General features: G+C 45.1%; 13 protein-coding genes. 7 read left to right on the top strand and 6 right to left on the bottom strand.

Annotated elements, in window-relative coordinates:
* Positions 1-6 precede the first annotated feature (6 nt).
* From mnmG to rpmH, 6 genes are all read right to left on the bottom strand, one after another.
* On the bottom strand, positions 7-1896 hold the full coding sequence (gene mnmG / locus AB1K89_RS15005; protein WP_413055523.1) for a tRNA uridine-5-carboxymethylaminomethyl(34) synthesis enzyme MnmG: 1890 nt from the start codon (positions 1894-1896) through the stop codon (positions 7-9).
* A gap of 279 nt (positions 1897-2175) precedes the next feature.
* On the bottom strand, positions 2176-3561 hold the full coding sequence (mnmE, locus tag AB1K89_RS15000; protein ID WP_413055522.1) for a tRNA uridine-5-carboxymethylaminomethyl(34) synthesis GTPase MnmE: 1386 nt from the start codon (positions 3559-3561) through the stop codon (positions 2176-2178).
* A gap of 330 nt (positions 3562-3891) precedes the next feature.
* A complete protein-coding gene (gene jag / locus AB1K89_RS14995) occupies positions 3892-4671 on the bottom strand; it encodes an RNA-binding cell elongation regulator Jag/EloR (protein WP_413055521.1) in 780 nt (259 codons plus the stop codon).
* A complete protein-coding gene (yidC, locus tag AB1K89_RS14990; protein ID WP_413055520.1) occupies positions 4668-5438 on the bottom strand; it encodes a membrane protein insertase YidC in 771 nt (256 codons plus the stop codon). Before yidC ends, jag begins: the two co-directional genes overlap by 4 nt.
* A gap of 92 nt (positions 5439-5530) precedes the next feature.
* Complete coding sequence (gene rnpA / locus AB1K89_RS14985; protein WP_413055519.1) at positions 5531-5881, bottom strand: ribonuclease P protein component; 351 nt, start codon at positions 5879-5881, stop codon at positions 5531-5533.
* Between the two features lie 60 nt (positions 5882-5941).
* Positions 5942-6076, bottom strand: a complete 135-nt coding sequence (gene rpmH, locus AB1K89_RS14980) for a 50S ribosomal protein L34 (RefSeq protein ID WP_239432900.1) — start codon at positions 6074-6076, stop codon at positions 5942-5944.
* 515 nt (positions 6077-6591) lie between these two features.
* On the opposite strand from rpmH, the gene dnaA reads away from it, so the two are divergent.
* From dnaA to AB1K89_RS14945, 7 genes are all read left to right on the top strand, one after another.
* Positions 6592-7941, top strand: a complete 1350-nt coding sequence (gene dnaA, locus AB1K89_RS14975; RefSeq protein WP_413055518.1) for a chromosomal replication initiator protein DnaA — start codon at positions 6592-6594, stop codon at positions 7939-7941.
* Between the two features lie 171 nt (positions 7942-8112).
* Entirely contained in the window at positions 8113-9246 is a 1134-nt protein-coding gene (gene dnaN, locus AB1K89_RS14970) for a DNA polymerase III subunit beta (protein ID WP_413055517.1), read from the top strand.
* A gap of 162 nt (positions 9247-9408) precedes the next feature.
* A complete protein-coding gene (gene yaaA / locus AB1K89_RS14965; protein ID WP_413055516.1) occupies positions 9409-9648 on the top strand; it encodes a S4 domain-containing protein YaaA in 240 nt (79 codons plus the stop codon).
* Complete coding sequence (recF, locus tag AB1K89_RS14960; RefSeq protein ID WP_413055515.1) at positions 9638-10759, top strand: DNA replication/repair protein RecF; 1122 nt, start codon at positions 9638-9640, stop codon at positions 10757-10759. The genes yaaA and recF overlap by 11 nt, the downstream gene beginning before the upstream one ends.
* A gap of 70 nt (positions 10760-10829) precedes the next feature.
* Complete coding sequence (gene gyrB / locus AB1K89_RS14955; RefSeq protein WP_413055514.1) at positions 10830-12752, top strand: DNA topoisomerase (ATP-hydrolyzing) subunit B; 1923 nt, start codon at positions 10830-10832, stop codon at positions 12750-12752.
* A gap of 109 nt (positions 12753-12861) precedes the next feature.
* Positions 12862-15405 (top strand): DNA gyrase subunit A, encoded by a 2544-nt coding sequence (gyrA, locus tag AB1K89_RS14950; RefSeq protein ID WP_413055513.1) that lies wholly within the window; start codon positions 12862-12864, stop codon positions 15403-15405.
* A 119-nt stretch (positions 15406-15524) separates the two neighbouring features.
* Positions 15525-16622 carry an HD-GYP domain-containing protein gene (locus AB1K89_RS14945; protein WP_413055512.1) on the top strand — a complete coding sequence of 366 codons (1098 nt, stop codon included), beginning with the start codon at positions 15525-15527 and terminating at the stop codon, positions 16620-16622.
* Positions 16623-16938 lie beyond the last annotated feature (316 nt).

Below are 16938 nucleotides of genomic sequence, written 5' to 3'. Positions count from 1 at the left end.
ATGATGTTAACCAGTAATTTTCGCGATTTTTCCTTGTTCAATGTAGACAAGTAGAATGGAGATGTCTGCCGGGTTCACACCTGAAATCCTTGATGCTTGCGCAATGGATAACGGTCTGACAGCGGACAGATTTGCTTTCGCCTCTTTGGCGATTCCCGAAATGGCATTGTAATCAATGTTCTCAGGAATTCTTTTGTTCTCCATCTTCTTCATGCGTTCTACTTGTTGCATTGATTTTTCGATGTAGCCTTCATATTTGATGAAGATTTCCACTTGCTCCGCCACTTCTTCAGATTTTTCCTCTTCGGGTGGCACAACAGTGATGATTTGTTCGTATTTCATTTCTGGCCGTTTCAGTAAATCAGCAGCTTTCATCGGTTCGCGAAGCTCGGTGCCTCCAGATTCTCGGATGATTTCTTGGACCGCTTCACCTGGTTTAATCGTCACTTTACGAAGTCGTTCAATTTCCTCTTCAATTTGTTGTTTTTTGAGGAGGAATTTCTCGTAACGTTCTTCACTGATCATTCCAAGCTTGTATCCGATTTCTGTCAAACGTAGATCTGCATTGTCATGGCGTAATAAGAGACGGTATTCCGCTCTCGACGTGAGAAGTCGATATGGCTCGCTCGTTCCTTTCGTTACAAGGTCGTCGATCAGAACCCCGATATAAGCATCAGATCTTCCAAGAATGACTTCTTCTTTGCCGAGCACTTTGCTCGCCGCATTGATACCAGCCATGATTCCTTGGGCAGCCGCTTCTTCATAGCCTGATGTTCCGTTGATTTGCCCGGCAGTGTATAGATTTTTGATTTTTTTCGTTTCAAGTGTCGGCCAAAGTTGTGTCGCAATAATCGCATCATACTCGATTGCATAACCAGCACGCATCATTTCTGCTTTCTCCAATCCTGGCACGCTTTCAATCAATCTGCGTTGAACGTGTTCAGGTAAACTTGTTGAAAGTCCTTGGACGTAATACTCTTTTGTATTCCGACCTTCCGGCTCCAAGAAGATCTGATGGCGCGATTTATCCGCAAAACGGACAATTTTGTCTTCAATTGAAGGGCAATAGCTTGGCCCTTTCCCTTTGATCATACCTGAATACATTGGGGATAAATGAAGATTTTCGTTAATGATTTCATGCGTTTGCGGCGTTGTGTATGTCAACCAGCAAGGCAATTGATCCATGATGAATTGCGTAGTTTCGTAACTGAAAGCACGAGGTACGTCATCACCCGGTTGAATTTCCGTTTTGCTGTAATCGATCGTGTTACCGTTAATTCGCGGTGGTGTACCGGTTTTGAAACGTACTGTTTCCAATCCGAGTTCCTGCAAATTTTCGGCAAGTTTGATTGCCGGCATTTGGTTGTTCGGACCGCTTGAATATTTCAAGTCGCCGATGATGACTTCCCCGCGAAGGAAAGTCCCTGTCGTAATGATGATCGTTTTCGCACGGTAGATTGCACCGATTTGCGTAACGAGCCCTTTTACTTCGCCGTCCTCGACGATTAGTTCTTCAACGACTCCTTGATGGAGCGTCAAGTTTTCCTGTTCTTCAAGGACGCGTTTCATTTCCTGTTGGTAGAGGACTTTATCCGCTTGCGCACGTAGTGCACGGACAGCTGGTCCTTTCCCTGTATTCAACATCCGCATTTGGATATGTGTTTTATCGATGACTTTTCCCATCGCTCCGCCTAGCGCGTCAATTTCCCGGACGACAATCCCTTTAGCGGGACCTCCAAGTGACGGATTGCATGGCATGAAAGCGATCATATCTAGATTCATTGTTAGCACCAATGTCGATGCACCCATCTTTGCAGAAGCCAATGCCGCTTCAACGCCGGCATGACCTGCTCCGATGACTATACAATCGAACGTGCCTGCTTCAAATTGTGGCATGTTCGTTCATCCTTCCTATTTTATGAATGGTGTTGCTATATTTTCCGAGGCATGTAAGTTCCTTCTAACCGTGTTTCAGCTCCAGGCTGACGCTTTCCAATCGAACCACGAAGAGTTCGATTTGCCTTAATTTCTACGCCTTTTGCAGAAATTAAGGCAGCGGCTAACAACTCCCTGCTCCCAACGCTTCGCTTTTGGTCGCAAAAGCCGTTCTTCGTAACGGCTTTCGCAGGAGTCGCCGCCTTACGCTTCAACCCTAAGTGTCTACAATAAAATTAACTATTTACCTAAACAGAACTGAGAGAACAACTGGTTGATGAGGCTGTCTTGGACGGTGTCGCCGACGATTTCGCCCAGGAGCTCCCACGTGCGCGTGACATCGATTTGAATCATATCGACGGGCACGCCTGCCTCTGCAGCGGACAAGGCGTCCTGGATGGTTTTATGAGCCTTGTGAAGCAATGCAATATGTCTCGCATTCGAAACATACGTCAGATCGCCCGCTTCGAGTGTCCCTTCGAAGAAAAGCTTGGCAATTGCTTCTTCCAGTTCTACAATGCCTTCTTCCTTCAGGATGGATGTCGTGACAATCGCGCCATTGCCAGCCAGTTCTCTCACTTGCTGCATATCGATCTTCTGCGGCAGGTCGGTTTTGTTGATGACAACAATAAGGTCCATTCCCTCAGTTGCTTCGAATAGCCGAATATCCTCTTCCGTTAGTGGTTCGGAACTATTCAGGACAAGCAAAATAAGATCTGCTTCCTTCAGGACTTGCCGGGATCTTTCAACCCCGATTCGCTCGACGATATCCTCTGTCTCCCGGATGCCGGCAGTGTCTACGAGACGCAGCGGTACTCCTCTGACATTTACGTATTCCTCTATAATATCACGGGTCGTTCCTGCAATATCGGTGACAATTGCTTTATTCTCCTGAACGAGGCTATTCAGCAAAGAAGATTTTCCGACGTTCGGCCTTCCGACGATGACCGTCGATAACCCTTCACGAAGGATTTTACCTTGGGATGAAGTGCGCAGAAGGTTCTCGATCTCTTCTTTCACCCACGTCCCTTTTTGAATCATGAGCGGAATGGTCACTTCTTCGACGTCGTCATATTCCGGGTAATCAATATTTACTTCGACTTGCGCCAATGTTTCAAGGAGCGCTTGCCGCAGTTCGCCGATCAGCCTGGAAAGTTTCCCTTCCATCTGATTCAAGGCGACATTCATCGCCCGATCCGTTTTTGCACGGATCAGGTCCATGACTGCTTCTGCCTGTGATAAATCAATGCGTCCGTTCAAAAATGCACGCTTGGAAAACTCGCCCGGCTCTGCAAGGCGAGCTCCCTCTTTCAACACAAGGTTGAGGACACGGTTCACCGCCACCACGCCGCCGTGGCAATTCACTTCGACAACGTCTTCTCGGGTGAACGTCTTCGGAGCCTTCATAATGGATACCATGACTTCCTCGACGATTTCATCCGTTGACGGATCTGTTAAATGCCCATAATGGATTGTATGTGATTGTTCGTCCGCAAGTTTTTTCCCTGACGGAGAACGAAAAATTTTATCTGCAATGCCGATAGCCTCATCTCCACTAAGCCGGACGATGGCGATAGCCCCTTCCCCCATTGGAGTCGATATGGCAGCTATTGTATCAAAATGCACACTCTTCACCTTCCTAACTCGGTTACCCACATGTGGATAACCTGTTTTGACTTGACTATCTGACAACATATAATAACACAAATCCAGCCATTCTCATAGTTGTGGGATCAAAAAAATGTGGATAACTTATAACAAAGGCGGAGCTGTCAAATTTTTGCGGGAGTTTGGGAGTGTTTGAGCTAATTCTGCTCGATTTTGCAGGGGTAATGCGCAAGTTTAGGATGCATATGCTCACCTCGGGCCTTTTATATCACTGGTGCATCCGCTTTACGCCGAGGGGAATCATTTACAGGCACACAAAAACCCCGTGAAGTTTCACGGGGTTCCCTATTAAATGATCGGCTCGATGACAAGATATCGGTTCGGATCTGTTCCTTCCGAATACGTCTCGATGTCCAATCGGTTCGATAATGCGTTGTGAATGACTTTCCTTTCATAGGAAGGCATCGGTTCCAGTTGAACTTTTCTTCCATTCCGGACCGCTTGATCGGCCATCCGTTCCGCAAATTGCTCCAATGATTGTTCGCGACGTTCACGATAGTCGCCTACGTCAAGGCGCACAACTTTGAATTGCTCGGACGTTTTATTGGCGACGAGCTGGGCAAGCTGCTGCAAAGCATTCAATGTTTGACCGCGTTTGCCGATTAGGAATGCCGCTTTCTCGCTTTCCAATTGGAAAGATAGATATTTCCCATCCAGTTCGTGTTTGACGACCAGATCGTCAATTCCCATCGCTTTAGCGATTTCCGTCACATAAGCTTTCGTTTCATTGATTGCCTGCTCGTCCGACATAGCCGGATCCTTGGCTTCCGCCTCGATTGTTTGCATTGCCAGTTCGACAGCCTGGGCAACTGTTTCTTCTACAATTGGCGGTTCTTCCGTTTCTGCCTGAATGTTTTCCTTCTTCTCTTCAAGTTCTTTCGCTTCTTGCTTGATTGTTTCTTTTAGTGTGACGGTCACTTCGGCTTCCCTTGCTCCAAATCCGAGAAACCCTTTCTTTCCGGCATCCACTATTTCAATATCGACTTCTTCACGCGTAACATTGAGCTCTTGTAGGGCTGCCGCAATCGCAACCTCCACTGTTGCCCCCTTTCGCGTTATCTTTTTCATTTCCTTTTCCCTCCTACTTTTACAGGTTCCACTTCTTTTTTCTTAAATGGTTTGTAAATGAAGATATTCTGGATAATTGAAATGATATTACCGATAACCCAATAAAGTGCAAGTGCTGCTGGTAGGAATGTACCGAAAATAATAATCATGAAAGGCATGATATACATCATTACTTTCATTTGCGGATTGTCCATTGCAGGACCTGTCCGTAAAACAACAAACTGCATGAGTCCTGCAACAACGGCTAGCGTAATGCTCGGCGTCGCAAGTTCGAACCAAAGAAATTTCCCGATTTCAATTTCCGGTGTAGCATTCATCCGGCTGATCGCGTGATAAAGTCCGATGATGATCGGCATTTGAATTAAAACTGGTAGACAACCTGCAGCAGGATTGATTTTCTGCTCCGTCATCACCTTTTGCATTTCTTCACGGTATTTTTGCTGCGTCACAGCATCCTTCGATTTGTATTTCTCTTTCAATCCGGCAAGGATCGGTTGCATTTGCTGCATCCGCTTCGAATTTTGCGCTTGCTTGATCATTAATGGAAGCAAGACAAGTCGGATGATGATCGTGACGGCAATAATTCCTAGTCCATATGTGCCGAGTAGATCTTTGAATGTGACAATCAAGGACACTATCGGCCAGACGATGTATTTATTCCAAAAACCTTCGCTCGATTCATATATCGGTTGGTTGAATTCCGAACATCCGGCGAGGAATACTGACAACACGGTCAGCATAAGTAGTAACGCGGCTCTTTTTTTCAAATCATATCCCCCAAATCTGTTTCTATGAAATATCGGTGATTTCAGTTTATCATGAACATTTATTACGTTCTACTTCTTACTCAATAACGCCTCTACGCTTGTTTCGACTTGAAGGCTTTGGCAATCCTTAAAACATGCTGCAAGCTTTTTTTCGTTTCGTGGAAATCAAGTGTGGCCGCCTGATGTCTGGCGATAATAACATAGTCCTGATCATTTTTCAGCTCTTCTTTCATTTCTAGGAAGGCTTGGCGGATATAGCGTTTTATACGGTTACGCGTCACCGCATTCCCTAATTTCTTGCCGACGGATAGTCCGATCCTGAATTCTTGTTGCCCTTCCTTCCTATAGGAATAGACGACAAATTGGCGATTCGCGACTGACTTCCCTTTTTTAAATACTTTTTGAAAGTCCTCATTCTTTTTCACCCGCTGACGTTTCTTCACAAACCTACACCTCCATAGATCGTCTTCTATGTAAAAAAAAAGACCACTGAGTTAGTGGTCTTATGCTGAAAGCACTTTTCTTCCTTTGCGACGACGAGCAGCGAGAATTTTACGACCGCTTTTTGAGCTCATTCTTGCACGGAAGCCGTGAACTTTACTACGTTTACGTTTATTTGGTTGGAATGTACGTTTCATTTAAAGACACCTCCTGCATTGTCCCTCTACAATCTGACAGTCTTGAACAGTATAAAGGGCACAGCCGAAGATGTCAACCGTTTTTTCTACATGCAGTTTCACGCCGTCCATCCCAATTTACAAAATTCAACCGCACCATTCGACAAATCACTTATCCACAACTACAAAAATCGACAGCCGAATAATATGTTCATAGAAATTTTTCCCCATTTTTTTATGCACAGGTCTTATCTACAACTTCTACACATACAAAAGGCTGTGGATAAACTAATTCTCCACAATTGCCGCTACTGTTAATAACTCATAGAATACCTTGTCATTCTTATAGTTTCTTGATACAATATAGAGGATTTTGCTGTTGACAAATTTATAAGCCCATTTTATTATCCACAATTGTTGATAGGTTGTGGATAATTTTTTCAACACTTTCGGATATTTCTTATCCACAGGAGCGAATTCTGTGTATAATACATATTCCTGTGTTTTTTTATTTTCTATGTAAAGGAGGCCCACGAGTGGATCAGCTTGAAAAATTATGGAACGATGTTTTGTCGAAAATTGAAGACAAAATTTCAAGGCCGAGTTTTGAAACCTGGCTCAAATCGACAAAATTGATGTCCTACGGCGACGAGAACGTTACAATTGCTGTTCCAAATTCGTTTGCGAAGGATTGGCTTGAGAATCATTATGTGCATTTGATCACAGGCATCCTCTCGGAATTGACTGGAGAAGATCGACTCATTCATTTCGTCGTTCCAAAAGAAATGGAAGAAAAAGATTTCCAAGTCCCGAAACCGGCAGTAAAACAGGCAGACAGGTCTGCCATCCAATCAGCATCTGTCATGTTGAACCCAAAATATACATTCGATACATTCGTCATCGGCTCGGGCAACAGGTTTGCTCATGCCGCATCACTTGCTGTAGCCGAAGCACCGGCTAAATCATATAACCCATTATTCATCTATGGAGGCGTAGGGCTTGGGAAGACCCACCTCATGCACGCAATCGGGCATTATATTATGGAACAGGATCCTTCCTCCAAAGTCGTTTATTTGTCATCGGAGAAATTCACGAATGAATTCATCAATTCGATTATGAATAACAAAGCTGGCGATTTCAGAAATCAGTATAGGAACGTAGATGTCCTGCTAATTGACGATATTCAATTCATCGCCGGAAAAGAACAGACACAAGAGGAATTTTTCCATACTTTTAATACATTGCATGAAGAATCGAAGCAGATCATCATCTCGAGCGACCGTCCTCCGAAGGAAATCCCGACATTGGAAGACCGCCTCAGATCCCGTTTCGAATGGGGTTTGATAACGGATATTGCGCCTCCTGACCTCGAGACACGGATTGCCATCTTGCGCAAGAAGGCTAAGGCAGATGGACTACTTGATATTTCGGATGATGTGATGCTTTACATCGCCAATCAGATCGACACGAACATTCGTGAATTGGAAGGGGCTTTGATCCGCGTCGTAGCCTATTCATCACTCGTCAATATGGACATTACGACTGACCTGGCAGCAGAAGCTTTAAGAGATATCATTCCAAATTCCCGCCCGCGGACTGTCAGCATATTGGATATTCAAAAAACAGTCGGGGAACATTACAATATACGGCTAGAAGACTTCACAGCCAAAAAAAGGACGAGAGCGATTGCATTCCCTCGTCAAATTGCTATGTATCTTTCACGTGAACTTACGGATTCCTCTTTGCCGAAAATAGGGTCCGAATTTGGCGGCCGCGATCATTCGACTGTCATCCATGCGCATGAAAAAATCTCCAAGCAACTGAAAGATGATCAAAATTTGCAGCAGGATATTCAAGAAATTAAAAGCATCCTTGGCCGTGGATGACAATCCACATGTGAATAACTCTTGGAAATCGAAACAAGATGTACACACATTATGCACATGTGAATTGTTTTCTAACATATAGGTTTTCAGGGCTTATCCACATTTCCACAGCCCCTATTACTATTACTATCTTTATTACTTAACTAATAATTATATAAGCGAGGGTACAAAATGAAATTTGAAATAATGAGAGATTGGTTGCTCGAAGGATTGAATGACGTCATGAAAGCAATCAGTCAAAAAGTGGCCAATCCCATTTTGACCGGCGTGAAAATTGACGTGAATGAAAAAGGATTGACGATGACCGGAAGTGATTCGGATATTACAATTTGCACATTCATCCCGGTTGAAAAAGATGGCGAGCAGATCATTCGTGTCATTGAGTCAGGTTCCATCATTCTTCAAGCAAGAGTTTTCAGTGAAATTGTTCGAAAATTACCGGAGAATGAAGTCATTATCGAAGTTGCAAACATGCAAACCCATATTCAATCCGGAAAATCTGAATTCCATCTAATTGGATCCAACTCCGATGAATACCCTGTACTTCCAAACGTAAAAGACGAATATCGCTTCTCCTTGCCATCCGACTTGATGAAATCGATTATCAAGGAAACTGTTTTTGCTGTTTCACAGCAGGAAACCCGTCCGATTTTGACGGGCGTACATTGGGAAACGGATGAAGAAAAGCTTGTCTGCGTAGCAACGGACAGCCACCGCCTTGCAAGAAGGGAAATCGTTCCTGAGATGATGCCGGAAAGCCCATTCAGCGTCGTCATTCCTGGCAAAAGCCTTCAGGAATTGAACAAAATCCTTCCGGACAATGCAGATCTTGTAGAAATCTTCATTGCGGATCAACAAGTTCTCTTCAAAACGAGGAATGTGCTGTTTTATTCACGCCTTTTGGAAGGGAATTATCCAGATACTTCGAGATTGATTCCATCAGAATACAAAACGACCGTGCAAGTGAATGGCCGCAAATTGTTGCAGGCGATCGATCGTGCTTCGCTGCTCGCTCGTGAAGACCGTAATAATATCGTTCGTTTTTCTGCAGACGGCGGCAACGCCATTGAAGTATCATCCAATTCTCCGGAAATCGGAAAGGTTGAGGAATTGATTGAGGCGATCAATGTAAATGGCGAGGATTTGAAAATTTCCTTCAGCGCTAAATACATGATGGATGCATTAAAAGCGATCGAAGGGCAGGACATTGCCATCCATTTCACAGGTGCTATGAGACCATTCATTCTGAAATCAATGGAAAGCGATGCAATTTTACAATTGATTTTACCTGTCAGGACATTTTAAGAATCAAGAGACTGTAGACTAACAGCAGGCAAAGGAATGCAAACCGTTTTCCTTCGCCTGTTTCTTTTTATTTTTTGCACTCCCTTTTCACTTACGTTTTTACTTACAGCTGAAAGTTCGGTAAAATAGAAGAACAGACTACTTTATGAAGGATTGAAGCGGATGGAAGTCATGAAAATTGATACTGAGTTCATCACATTAGGTCAACTACTGAAAATGTCGAATTGTATTAGCTCTGGCGGCATGGCCAAATGGTATTTGGAAGAGCATACCGTGTACGTAAATGGTGAAGTCGATCGCAGACGAGGCAAAAAACTGTATGACGGGGATATTGTCAACATTCCTGGCGCAGGCAAATTTAAAATATCAGCATCCTCAGACGGTCAATCGGATGTTCATTGAACGGCTAGCTTTAACGGATTACCGGAATTATGCTTCGCTTGATCTATCCTTTTCCCCGCATATCAACGTTCTGATCGGTGAAAATGCACAAGGCAAGACGAACATCATGGAGGCGATCTATGTATTATCGATGGCAAAATCGCATCGCACCTCCAACGATCGTGAACTTATACGTTGGGAACAAGAGTATGGTAAAATAGAAGGGGACATTCAGCGAAAGTATGGACGTCTCCCACTTGAACTGACGATATCGAAAAAAGGCAAGAAGGCACGGGTCAACCATTTGGAACAAAACCGCCTCAGCCTATATATCGGTCAGCTCAACGTTGTCATGTTTGCTCCGGAGGACTTGAATCTTGTAAAGGGAAGTCCACAGGTCCGAAGAAGATTTTTAGACATGGAAATCGGACAAATCTCCCCCGTTTATCTCCATGACCTGCTGACTTTTCAAAAGGTCTTAAAACAACGGAATGCAATCCTCAAAGATCATCGCGGCAAATTGGATTTTACGGACGTCATGTTCGATATATATACAGAACAATATATACAGTTGGCTGTGCAGATCATTCGGAAACGATTTTATTTCATCGAACTGCTCCAAAAATGGGCAGAACCGATCCATAAAGGGATTTCTAGGGGTATCGAGCAGCTTAAAGTGACGTATGGGACATTAAAAGAGTTGGATTCTGGGCAGACTGCTGAACAGATGGAAGAAATACTCAGCCAAAAATTGCACGAAGCGAGACGTCGTGAGTTGGAACGCGGAATGACACTGATCGGACCGCACCGTGACGATCTCCATTTTTTTGTAAATGGCTATGATATCCAAACATACGGTTCACAAGGACAGCAGCGGACAACGGCGCTGTCCCTGAAACTTGCGGAAATAGACCTGGTCAAACAGGAAGTTGGAGAGACTCCGGTTTTACTTTTAGATGACGTGCTATCCGAGCTCGATGATTACCGCCAGTCCCACTTGCTGAATATCATGCAGGGCCAGGTGCAGACATTCGTCACAACGACGAATATTGCGGGACTCGACCACGAGACGATACGGAAAGCCGAACTGTATGAAGTATCGGCGGGCAAGGTTTGTGATAAAGGGAATTGAAGTCCATTCCTGTTTGATAGTGATAGAAGCTTAGATTGATGTTCGGAAAGGAAAGGTGAACGTTTTGGCTATGGAAGAAAAAGAATTGCAGACAGCTTATGATGCGAATCAGATTCAGGTCCTTGAGGGCCTGGAGGCTGTCCGTAAACGTCCGGGCATGTATATCGGTACAACGAGTTCGCGAGGGCTTCACCATCTTGTATGGGAAATTGTCGACAACAGTATCGACGAGGCGCTTGCGGGCTATTGCGATCATATTGAAGTGACGATTGAAAAGGATAACTGGATACGCGTCGATGACAATGGACGCGGCATACCTGTAGGCATCCAGGAATCGACAGGCAGACCAGCCGTGGAAGTCATTATGACGGTCCTTCACGCCGGCGGTAAATTCGGCGGCGGGGGTTACAAGGTTTCAGGAGGTTTGCACGGCGTCGGCGCCTCTGTCGTGAATGCACTTTCCGAGGTGACGGAAGTGTATGTGCGACGGGATGAAAAAGTTCATTTCATCAAGTTTGAGCGCGGTGTGCTATCGCATGAATTGGAAATCATCGGTGAGACTGATGAAACAGGCACACGTACACGATTTAAAGCAGACCCTGAAATTTTCACAGAAACGACAGTCTATGAATATGAAATATTGGCAAATCGTCTGCGTGAGCTGGCATACCTAAACAGAGGACTACGCATCACCATTGCAGATGAACGCGAAGAGGAAATTCGCAAAGATACTTTCTACTACGAAGGCGGTATCAAATCTTACGTTGAACATTTGAATAAAAATAAAGAGCCGATCCACGAGGAACCGATTTTTATAGAAGGCGAGAAGGATGGCATCTCCATAGAAATTGCTATGCAATACAATAGCGGTTATGCGGAAAACCTGTTTTCATTCGCAAATAATATCAATACGTATGAAGGCGGTACGCATGAATCGGGGTTCAAGACTGCATTGACACGTGTTGTCAATGATTATGCCAGGAAGAATGGGATGCTGAAAGATTCGGATCCGAACCTTTCTGGCGATGACGTCCGAGAGGGATTGACGGCGATCATCTCCATCAAACACCCGGATCCACAATTCGAAGGACAGACGAAAACGAAATTGGGCAACTCTGAAGTGAGCACGATTACAAATGCTCTATTCTCAGAAGGGTTCCAACGTTTCCTTCTTGAAAATCCGCCAACTGCGCGATTAGTCATCGATAAAAGCCTCATGGCAGCACGGGCTCGAATTGCTGCAAGAAATGCACGTGAACTGACACGCCGGAAATCTGCATTGGAAGTATCAAGCCTTCCAGGAAAGCTGGCGGACTGTTCTTCACGTAATCCGGCTATCAGTGAATTGTATATCGTTGAAGGTGACTCTGCCGGCGGTTCCGCGAAAAGTGGGCGTGACCGTCATTTCCAGGCGATCCTTCCATTGCGCGGTAAAATCTTGAACGTTGAAAAAGCCAGATTGGACCGTATTTTAGGCAATGCCGAAATCCGGACAATGATCACGGCGCTCGGTACAGGAATCGGGGATGAATTCGATCTTTCTAAGGCGCGTTACCATAAGATCGTCATCATGACAGATGCCGACGTCGATGGAGCGCATATCAGGACATTATTACTGACATTCTTCTTCCGTTTCATGCGGCCTTTGATCGAAGCGGGCTATGTTTACATCGCACAACCGCCGCTTTACCGGGTCAAACAAGGGAAGCATGAGGAATACTGTTTCGATGAAGTCGAGTTGCAGGAAATCCTGGGTCGACTTTCTTCCGTTCCGAAACCGGTCATTACGCGGTATAAAGGTCTTGGTGAGATGGACGCCACTCAGTTATGGGAGACGACTATGGATCCGGATCAGCGTACACTCCTGCAAGTGCATCTCGAAGACGCTTTCGATGCGGATGCGACATTCGAGCAACTGATGGGTGATGAAGTTGAACCGCGACGCAGATTCATCGAAGAAAATGCGATGTATGTAAAGAATTTGGATACTTGATTTATTCCATGCAAGGAAATGAAAAGAACATGGACCTGCAACAGACGGGGCTTTGTTCAGTTGACAGGCTGTTCGTGAAAAGCGCCTGAGTTGAAAGGAGTTTGACAATATGGCAGATATGCCAAAACGTGGTGTCCAAGGCATTAACATCAGTACGGAGATGAAGACGTCCTTTCTCGACTATGCGATGAGTGTCATCGTCTCCCGGGCATTGCCTGACGTGAGGGATGGGTTGAAGCCCGTCCACCGCCGTATTCTCTATGCGATGCAGGATCTTGGAAACACCGCGGATAAACCACATAAGAAATCAGCCCGTATCGTCGGGGATGTAATTGGTAAGTATCACCCCCATGGCGACAGTGCCGTCTATGACACAATGGTTAGGATGGCACAAGACTTCAACTATCGCTATATGCTCGTAGATGGCCACGGGAACTTTGGTTCGGTCGATGGAGATGCGGCTGCAGCGATGCGTTATACGGAATCGAGGATGTCCCGCATTGCGATGGAATTATTGCGTGACATCAATAAAGACACGATTGATTACCAAGATAACTATGACGGCCAGGAGAAAGAACCGATTGTCCTTCCGAGCCGGTTCCCGAATCTGCTCGTCAACGGAACATCGGGAATAGCGGTCGGGATGGCTACGAATATACCGCCTCACCATTTGGGCGAAACGATTGACGGAGTACTAGCGATGGCGGACAATCCTGCGATTACTACCGAAGAACTGATGGAAATCATACCAGGCCCCGACTTCCCGACAGGTGGTATCATCCTCGGAAGAAGCGGCATCCGGAGAGCTTATGAAACCGGCCGCGGTTCAATTATCATCAGAGGTAAAGTGGAAATTGAACAGCATTCGAACGGTAAGGAAACGATTATTGTGACGGAGCTTCCTTATCAGGTAAATAAGGCTCGTCTTATCGAAAAGATCGCTGAGCTAGTCCGCGACAAGCGTATCGAAGGCATCACGCATTTGGCGGATGAATCCGACCGGACAGGCATGCGTATTGTCATCGACGTCCGCAGGGATGCGAATGTACATGTATTGTTGAATAACCTTTACAAGCACACGGCTCTGCAATCGAGCTTCGGCATCAATATGCTTGCGCTCGTAGACGGACAACCAAAGATCTTAGCACTGAAAGAAATTCTTTATCATTACTTGGAACATCAGAAAGTGGTCATCCGGAGACGTACTCAATACGAGTTGAGGAAAGCAGAAGACCGCGCACACATTTTGGAAGGCCTTCGGATTGCACTGGATCATATCGATGAAATCATCGCGTTGATTCGCGGTTCGAAAACAACCGATGAAGCGAAAACAGGTCTGATGGAGCGTTTCAATTTGTCCGAAAGGCAATCCCAGGCGATCCTTGACATGCGCCTTCAACGTTTGACTGGGTTGGAACGCGACAAAATCGAGAATGAATACCAAGAGCTCTTAGTCTTGATTTCCGAACTGCGCGCCATTCTTGCAGATGAGGAAAAAGTGATTGATATCATCCGGGAGGAACTACTTGAAGTGAAGCAGCGTTTCGCTGATGACCGGAGGACTGAAATCGGGAGTGGCGGAGCAGAAATGCTTGAGGATGAAGACCTCATCCCTGTTGAAAACTCCGTATTGACGTTGACGCACAACGGCTATATCAAACGGTTGCCGGCTAGTACGTACCGGAGCCAGCGCCGTGGAGGCCGCGGCATCCAAGGCATGGGAACGAATGATGACGACTTTGTCGAACATTTGTTGAACACTTCGACACATGATACAATCTTGTTCTTCACGAGCCGAGGAAGGGTATTCCGTAAAAAGGGATATGAAGTTCCCGAGTTCAGCAGGACGGCAAAAGGGTTGCCAATCATCAATCTGTTGGATGTCGACAAGAACGAAAAGGTTACAGCTATGATTCCTGTCGCTAAATTCGAGGAAGATAAATATCTCTTCTTCGCCACGCGTGACGGCGTCGTCAAGCGTACATCGGTTGCCGATTTTGCCAATATCCGCTCCAATGGCCTCATTGCTTTGACATTACGCGGCGATGACGAATTGATTGGCGTGAAAATGACGAACGGCGATCAGAATATCGCAATTGGTACACGTGATGGAATGCTCATCAAATTCGACGAGCGTGATATCCGTTCAATGGGTCGTGTAGCAAGCGGCGTGCGCGGAATCCGATTACGTGAAGGAGATATCGCTGTCGGCATGGATACGGTGTCGGAAGGCGATGAAATTCTTGTCGTAACCGAAAAAGGTTTCGGAAAACGGACGCCGGAACATGAATACCGTATGCAGTCCCGTGGCGGGTATGGATTGAAGACATTGAACGTCACCGAGCGGAACGGACAACTCGTGGCAATGAAAACCGTCGACGGATCGGAAGACCTCATGCTGATCACAATCCATGGCATACTCATCCGCATGGACATTGAAGACATTTCCTCAATTGGCCGCAGCACGCAAGGTGTTCGTCTAATCCGTCTTGGAGAAGACGAGCTCGTAGCGACAGTTGCAAAAGTCGAAAAGGAACAGGAACAGGATGAGCATGAAGAGACCGAAGAGAATGACGGAAACGAAAGTGGTATTGACGTGGAAATGGACGACACCATTGAAACAGAACCTATAGAAGAAATTGAAGAAGAATGATTTTAAAAGTTATTGAGACGGCAAAATGCCGCTCAATAACTTTTTTTCTATCGTCTATTTTGAATATTTGCAGTATGATAGACCTATAAAGACGATCGGAAAGTGGTGACATCATAGATATGGAAGTTTATAAAACGATCAGTGAGCTGCGCGCAGGAATTTTACTTAAAGAAGATATATATGGCAAGACGAAGTATCCGATCATGCGAAAGGATACTGAGCTATCACTAGAACATATAGAGGTTTTACAAGCATTCGGAGTGAAACGCGTAAAAGTGGAAGAACGGGTTATCCAGAAGGACATACCTGATTCTGAGAAAACTTCTTCCATGAATGCAGATGAAGTTTTGGAAAATATTCCAGTGAGCATGTTTCAGCTTCGCAAAGAATATAACGAAGCGGTTGGGAGTTATAAAAAGGAATTCAGCTATTGGCGGGCCGGCCAACGTCCAGACGTTCCAAAAGTCCGAGCATTTGTCATTCCATTGCTAGAGAAGTTCATTAAGCAGAAAAAAATGCTTGTGATGTTAAATGATTTCTCCAATCCAGAAGAATACATTTATCATCACTCCGTCGCTGTCGGGATTCTTGCAGCGGCAATCAGCAACCAAATGGGATATGAAAAAGGGGATACTTTGCAACTTGGATTGGCGGGTGTATTAGCGGATTGCGGCATGGCAAAAATCTCTCCCTCTATATTGGAAAAGACTGCGTTCCTGACAAAAGCGGAATACAACGAAGTGAAAAAGCATACGTTGTTCAGCGTGAAAATGATTCAGGACACGCCTTTGCTCAGGCAGGATATGAAGATGGCAATCCTTCAACATCACGAGCGCCTTGATGGGAGCGGCTATCCACGCGGAGAGAAAATGAGCACGATTTCGATATACTCCCAAATCCTCGCCGTTGCGGATGTCTTCCATGCAATGACGTCGGAAAGATTATATAGAGTAAAACATTCCCCTTACAAAGTAATTGAAATGATTAAAGAGGAAGAGTTCGGCAAATTCGACATTAAAGTAGTGGAAGCGCTTCTTAAACTTGTCGGCAATCTTTCCATAGGTACACGTGTGAAGCTGACTGATGGGGAAATCGGCGAGATCATGTTCATCCATCGCGATAACCCGTTAAGGCCGATGATCAAAAAAGAATCGGATGGAGTTATCATTGATTTGACAGCCCACCGCGGCATAGCGATTTCGAAGATTATAGAATGAATGAAATAGAGCCGCTCTCATATAGAAGACAGCGGCTTTACTTTACAAGGAATAGATAGTTTTAAAAAAGTGTTGCAATCAAAAAGACAAGCTGGTATAGTTATAAACGTTGCTTCTCCGGTAAATGAATAACTACTTCAAAACAGCTTAAAACTTTTTGAGAAAGTTGTTGACAACGGAATTGCAAACATGGTATTATATAAGAGTTGCTTCTGAGAGAGGCAATGAACAACGAATCAAATGAACCTTGAAAACTGAACAGCAAAACGTCAACAAATAAAGTCTTGCAACCGACCCTGTCGGTGAAAAGACAAAA

Origin of the sequence: Sporosarcina pasadenensis (genome assembly GCF_047228845.1) — a bacterium.
In the GTDB taxonomy this organism is placed as follows: domain Bacteria; phylum Bacillota; class Bacilli; order Bacillales_A; family Planococcaceae; genus Sporosarcina.
This window is presented reverse-complemented; position numbering and strand designations above follow the sequence as displayed.

Bases quoted from the DNA above. Each gene is read 5' to 3' on its own strand.
- AB1K89_RS14945 (WP_413055512.1), top strand. From the start codon at position 15,525: ATGGAAGTTTATAAAACGATCAGTGAGCTGCGCGCAGGAATTTTACTT.
- yaaA (WP_413055516.1), top strand. From the start codon at position 9,409: ATGGAAGTCATGAAAATTGATACTGAGTTCATCACATTAGGTCAACTA.
- jag (WP_413055521.1), bottom strand. From the start codon at position 4,671: ATGAAAAAGATAACGCGAAAGGGGGCAACAGTGGAGGTTGCGATTGCG.
- gyrB (WP_413055514.1), top strand. From the start codon at position 10,830: ATGGAAGAAAAAGAATTGCAGACAGCTTATGATGCGAATCAGATTCAG.
- gyrA (WP_413055513.1), top strand. From the start codon at position 12,862: ATGGCAGATATGCCAAAACGTGGTGTCCAAGGCATTAACATCAGTACG.
- dnaN (WP_413055517.1), top strand. From the start codon at position 8,113: ATGAAATTTGAAATAATGAGAGATTGGTTGCTCGAAGGATTGAATGAC.
- mnmG (WP_413055523.1), bottom strand. From the start codon at position 1,896: ATGCCACAATTTGAAGCAGGCACGTTCGATTGTATAGTCATCGGAGCA.
- rpmH (WP_239432900.1), bottom strand. From the start codon at position 6,076: ATGAAACGTACATTCCAACCAAATAAACGTAAACGTAGTAAAGTTCAC.
- recF (WP_413055515.1), top strand. From the start codon at position 9,638: ATGTTCATTGAACGGCTAGCTTTAACGGATTACCGGAATTATGCTTCG.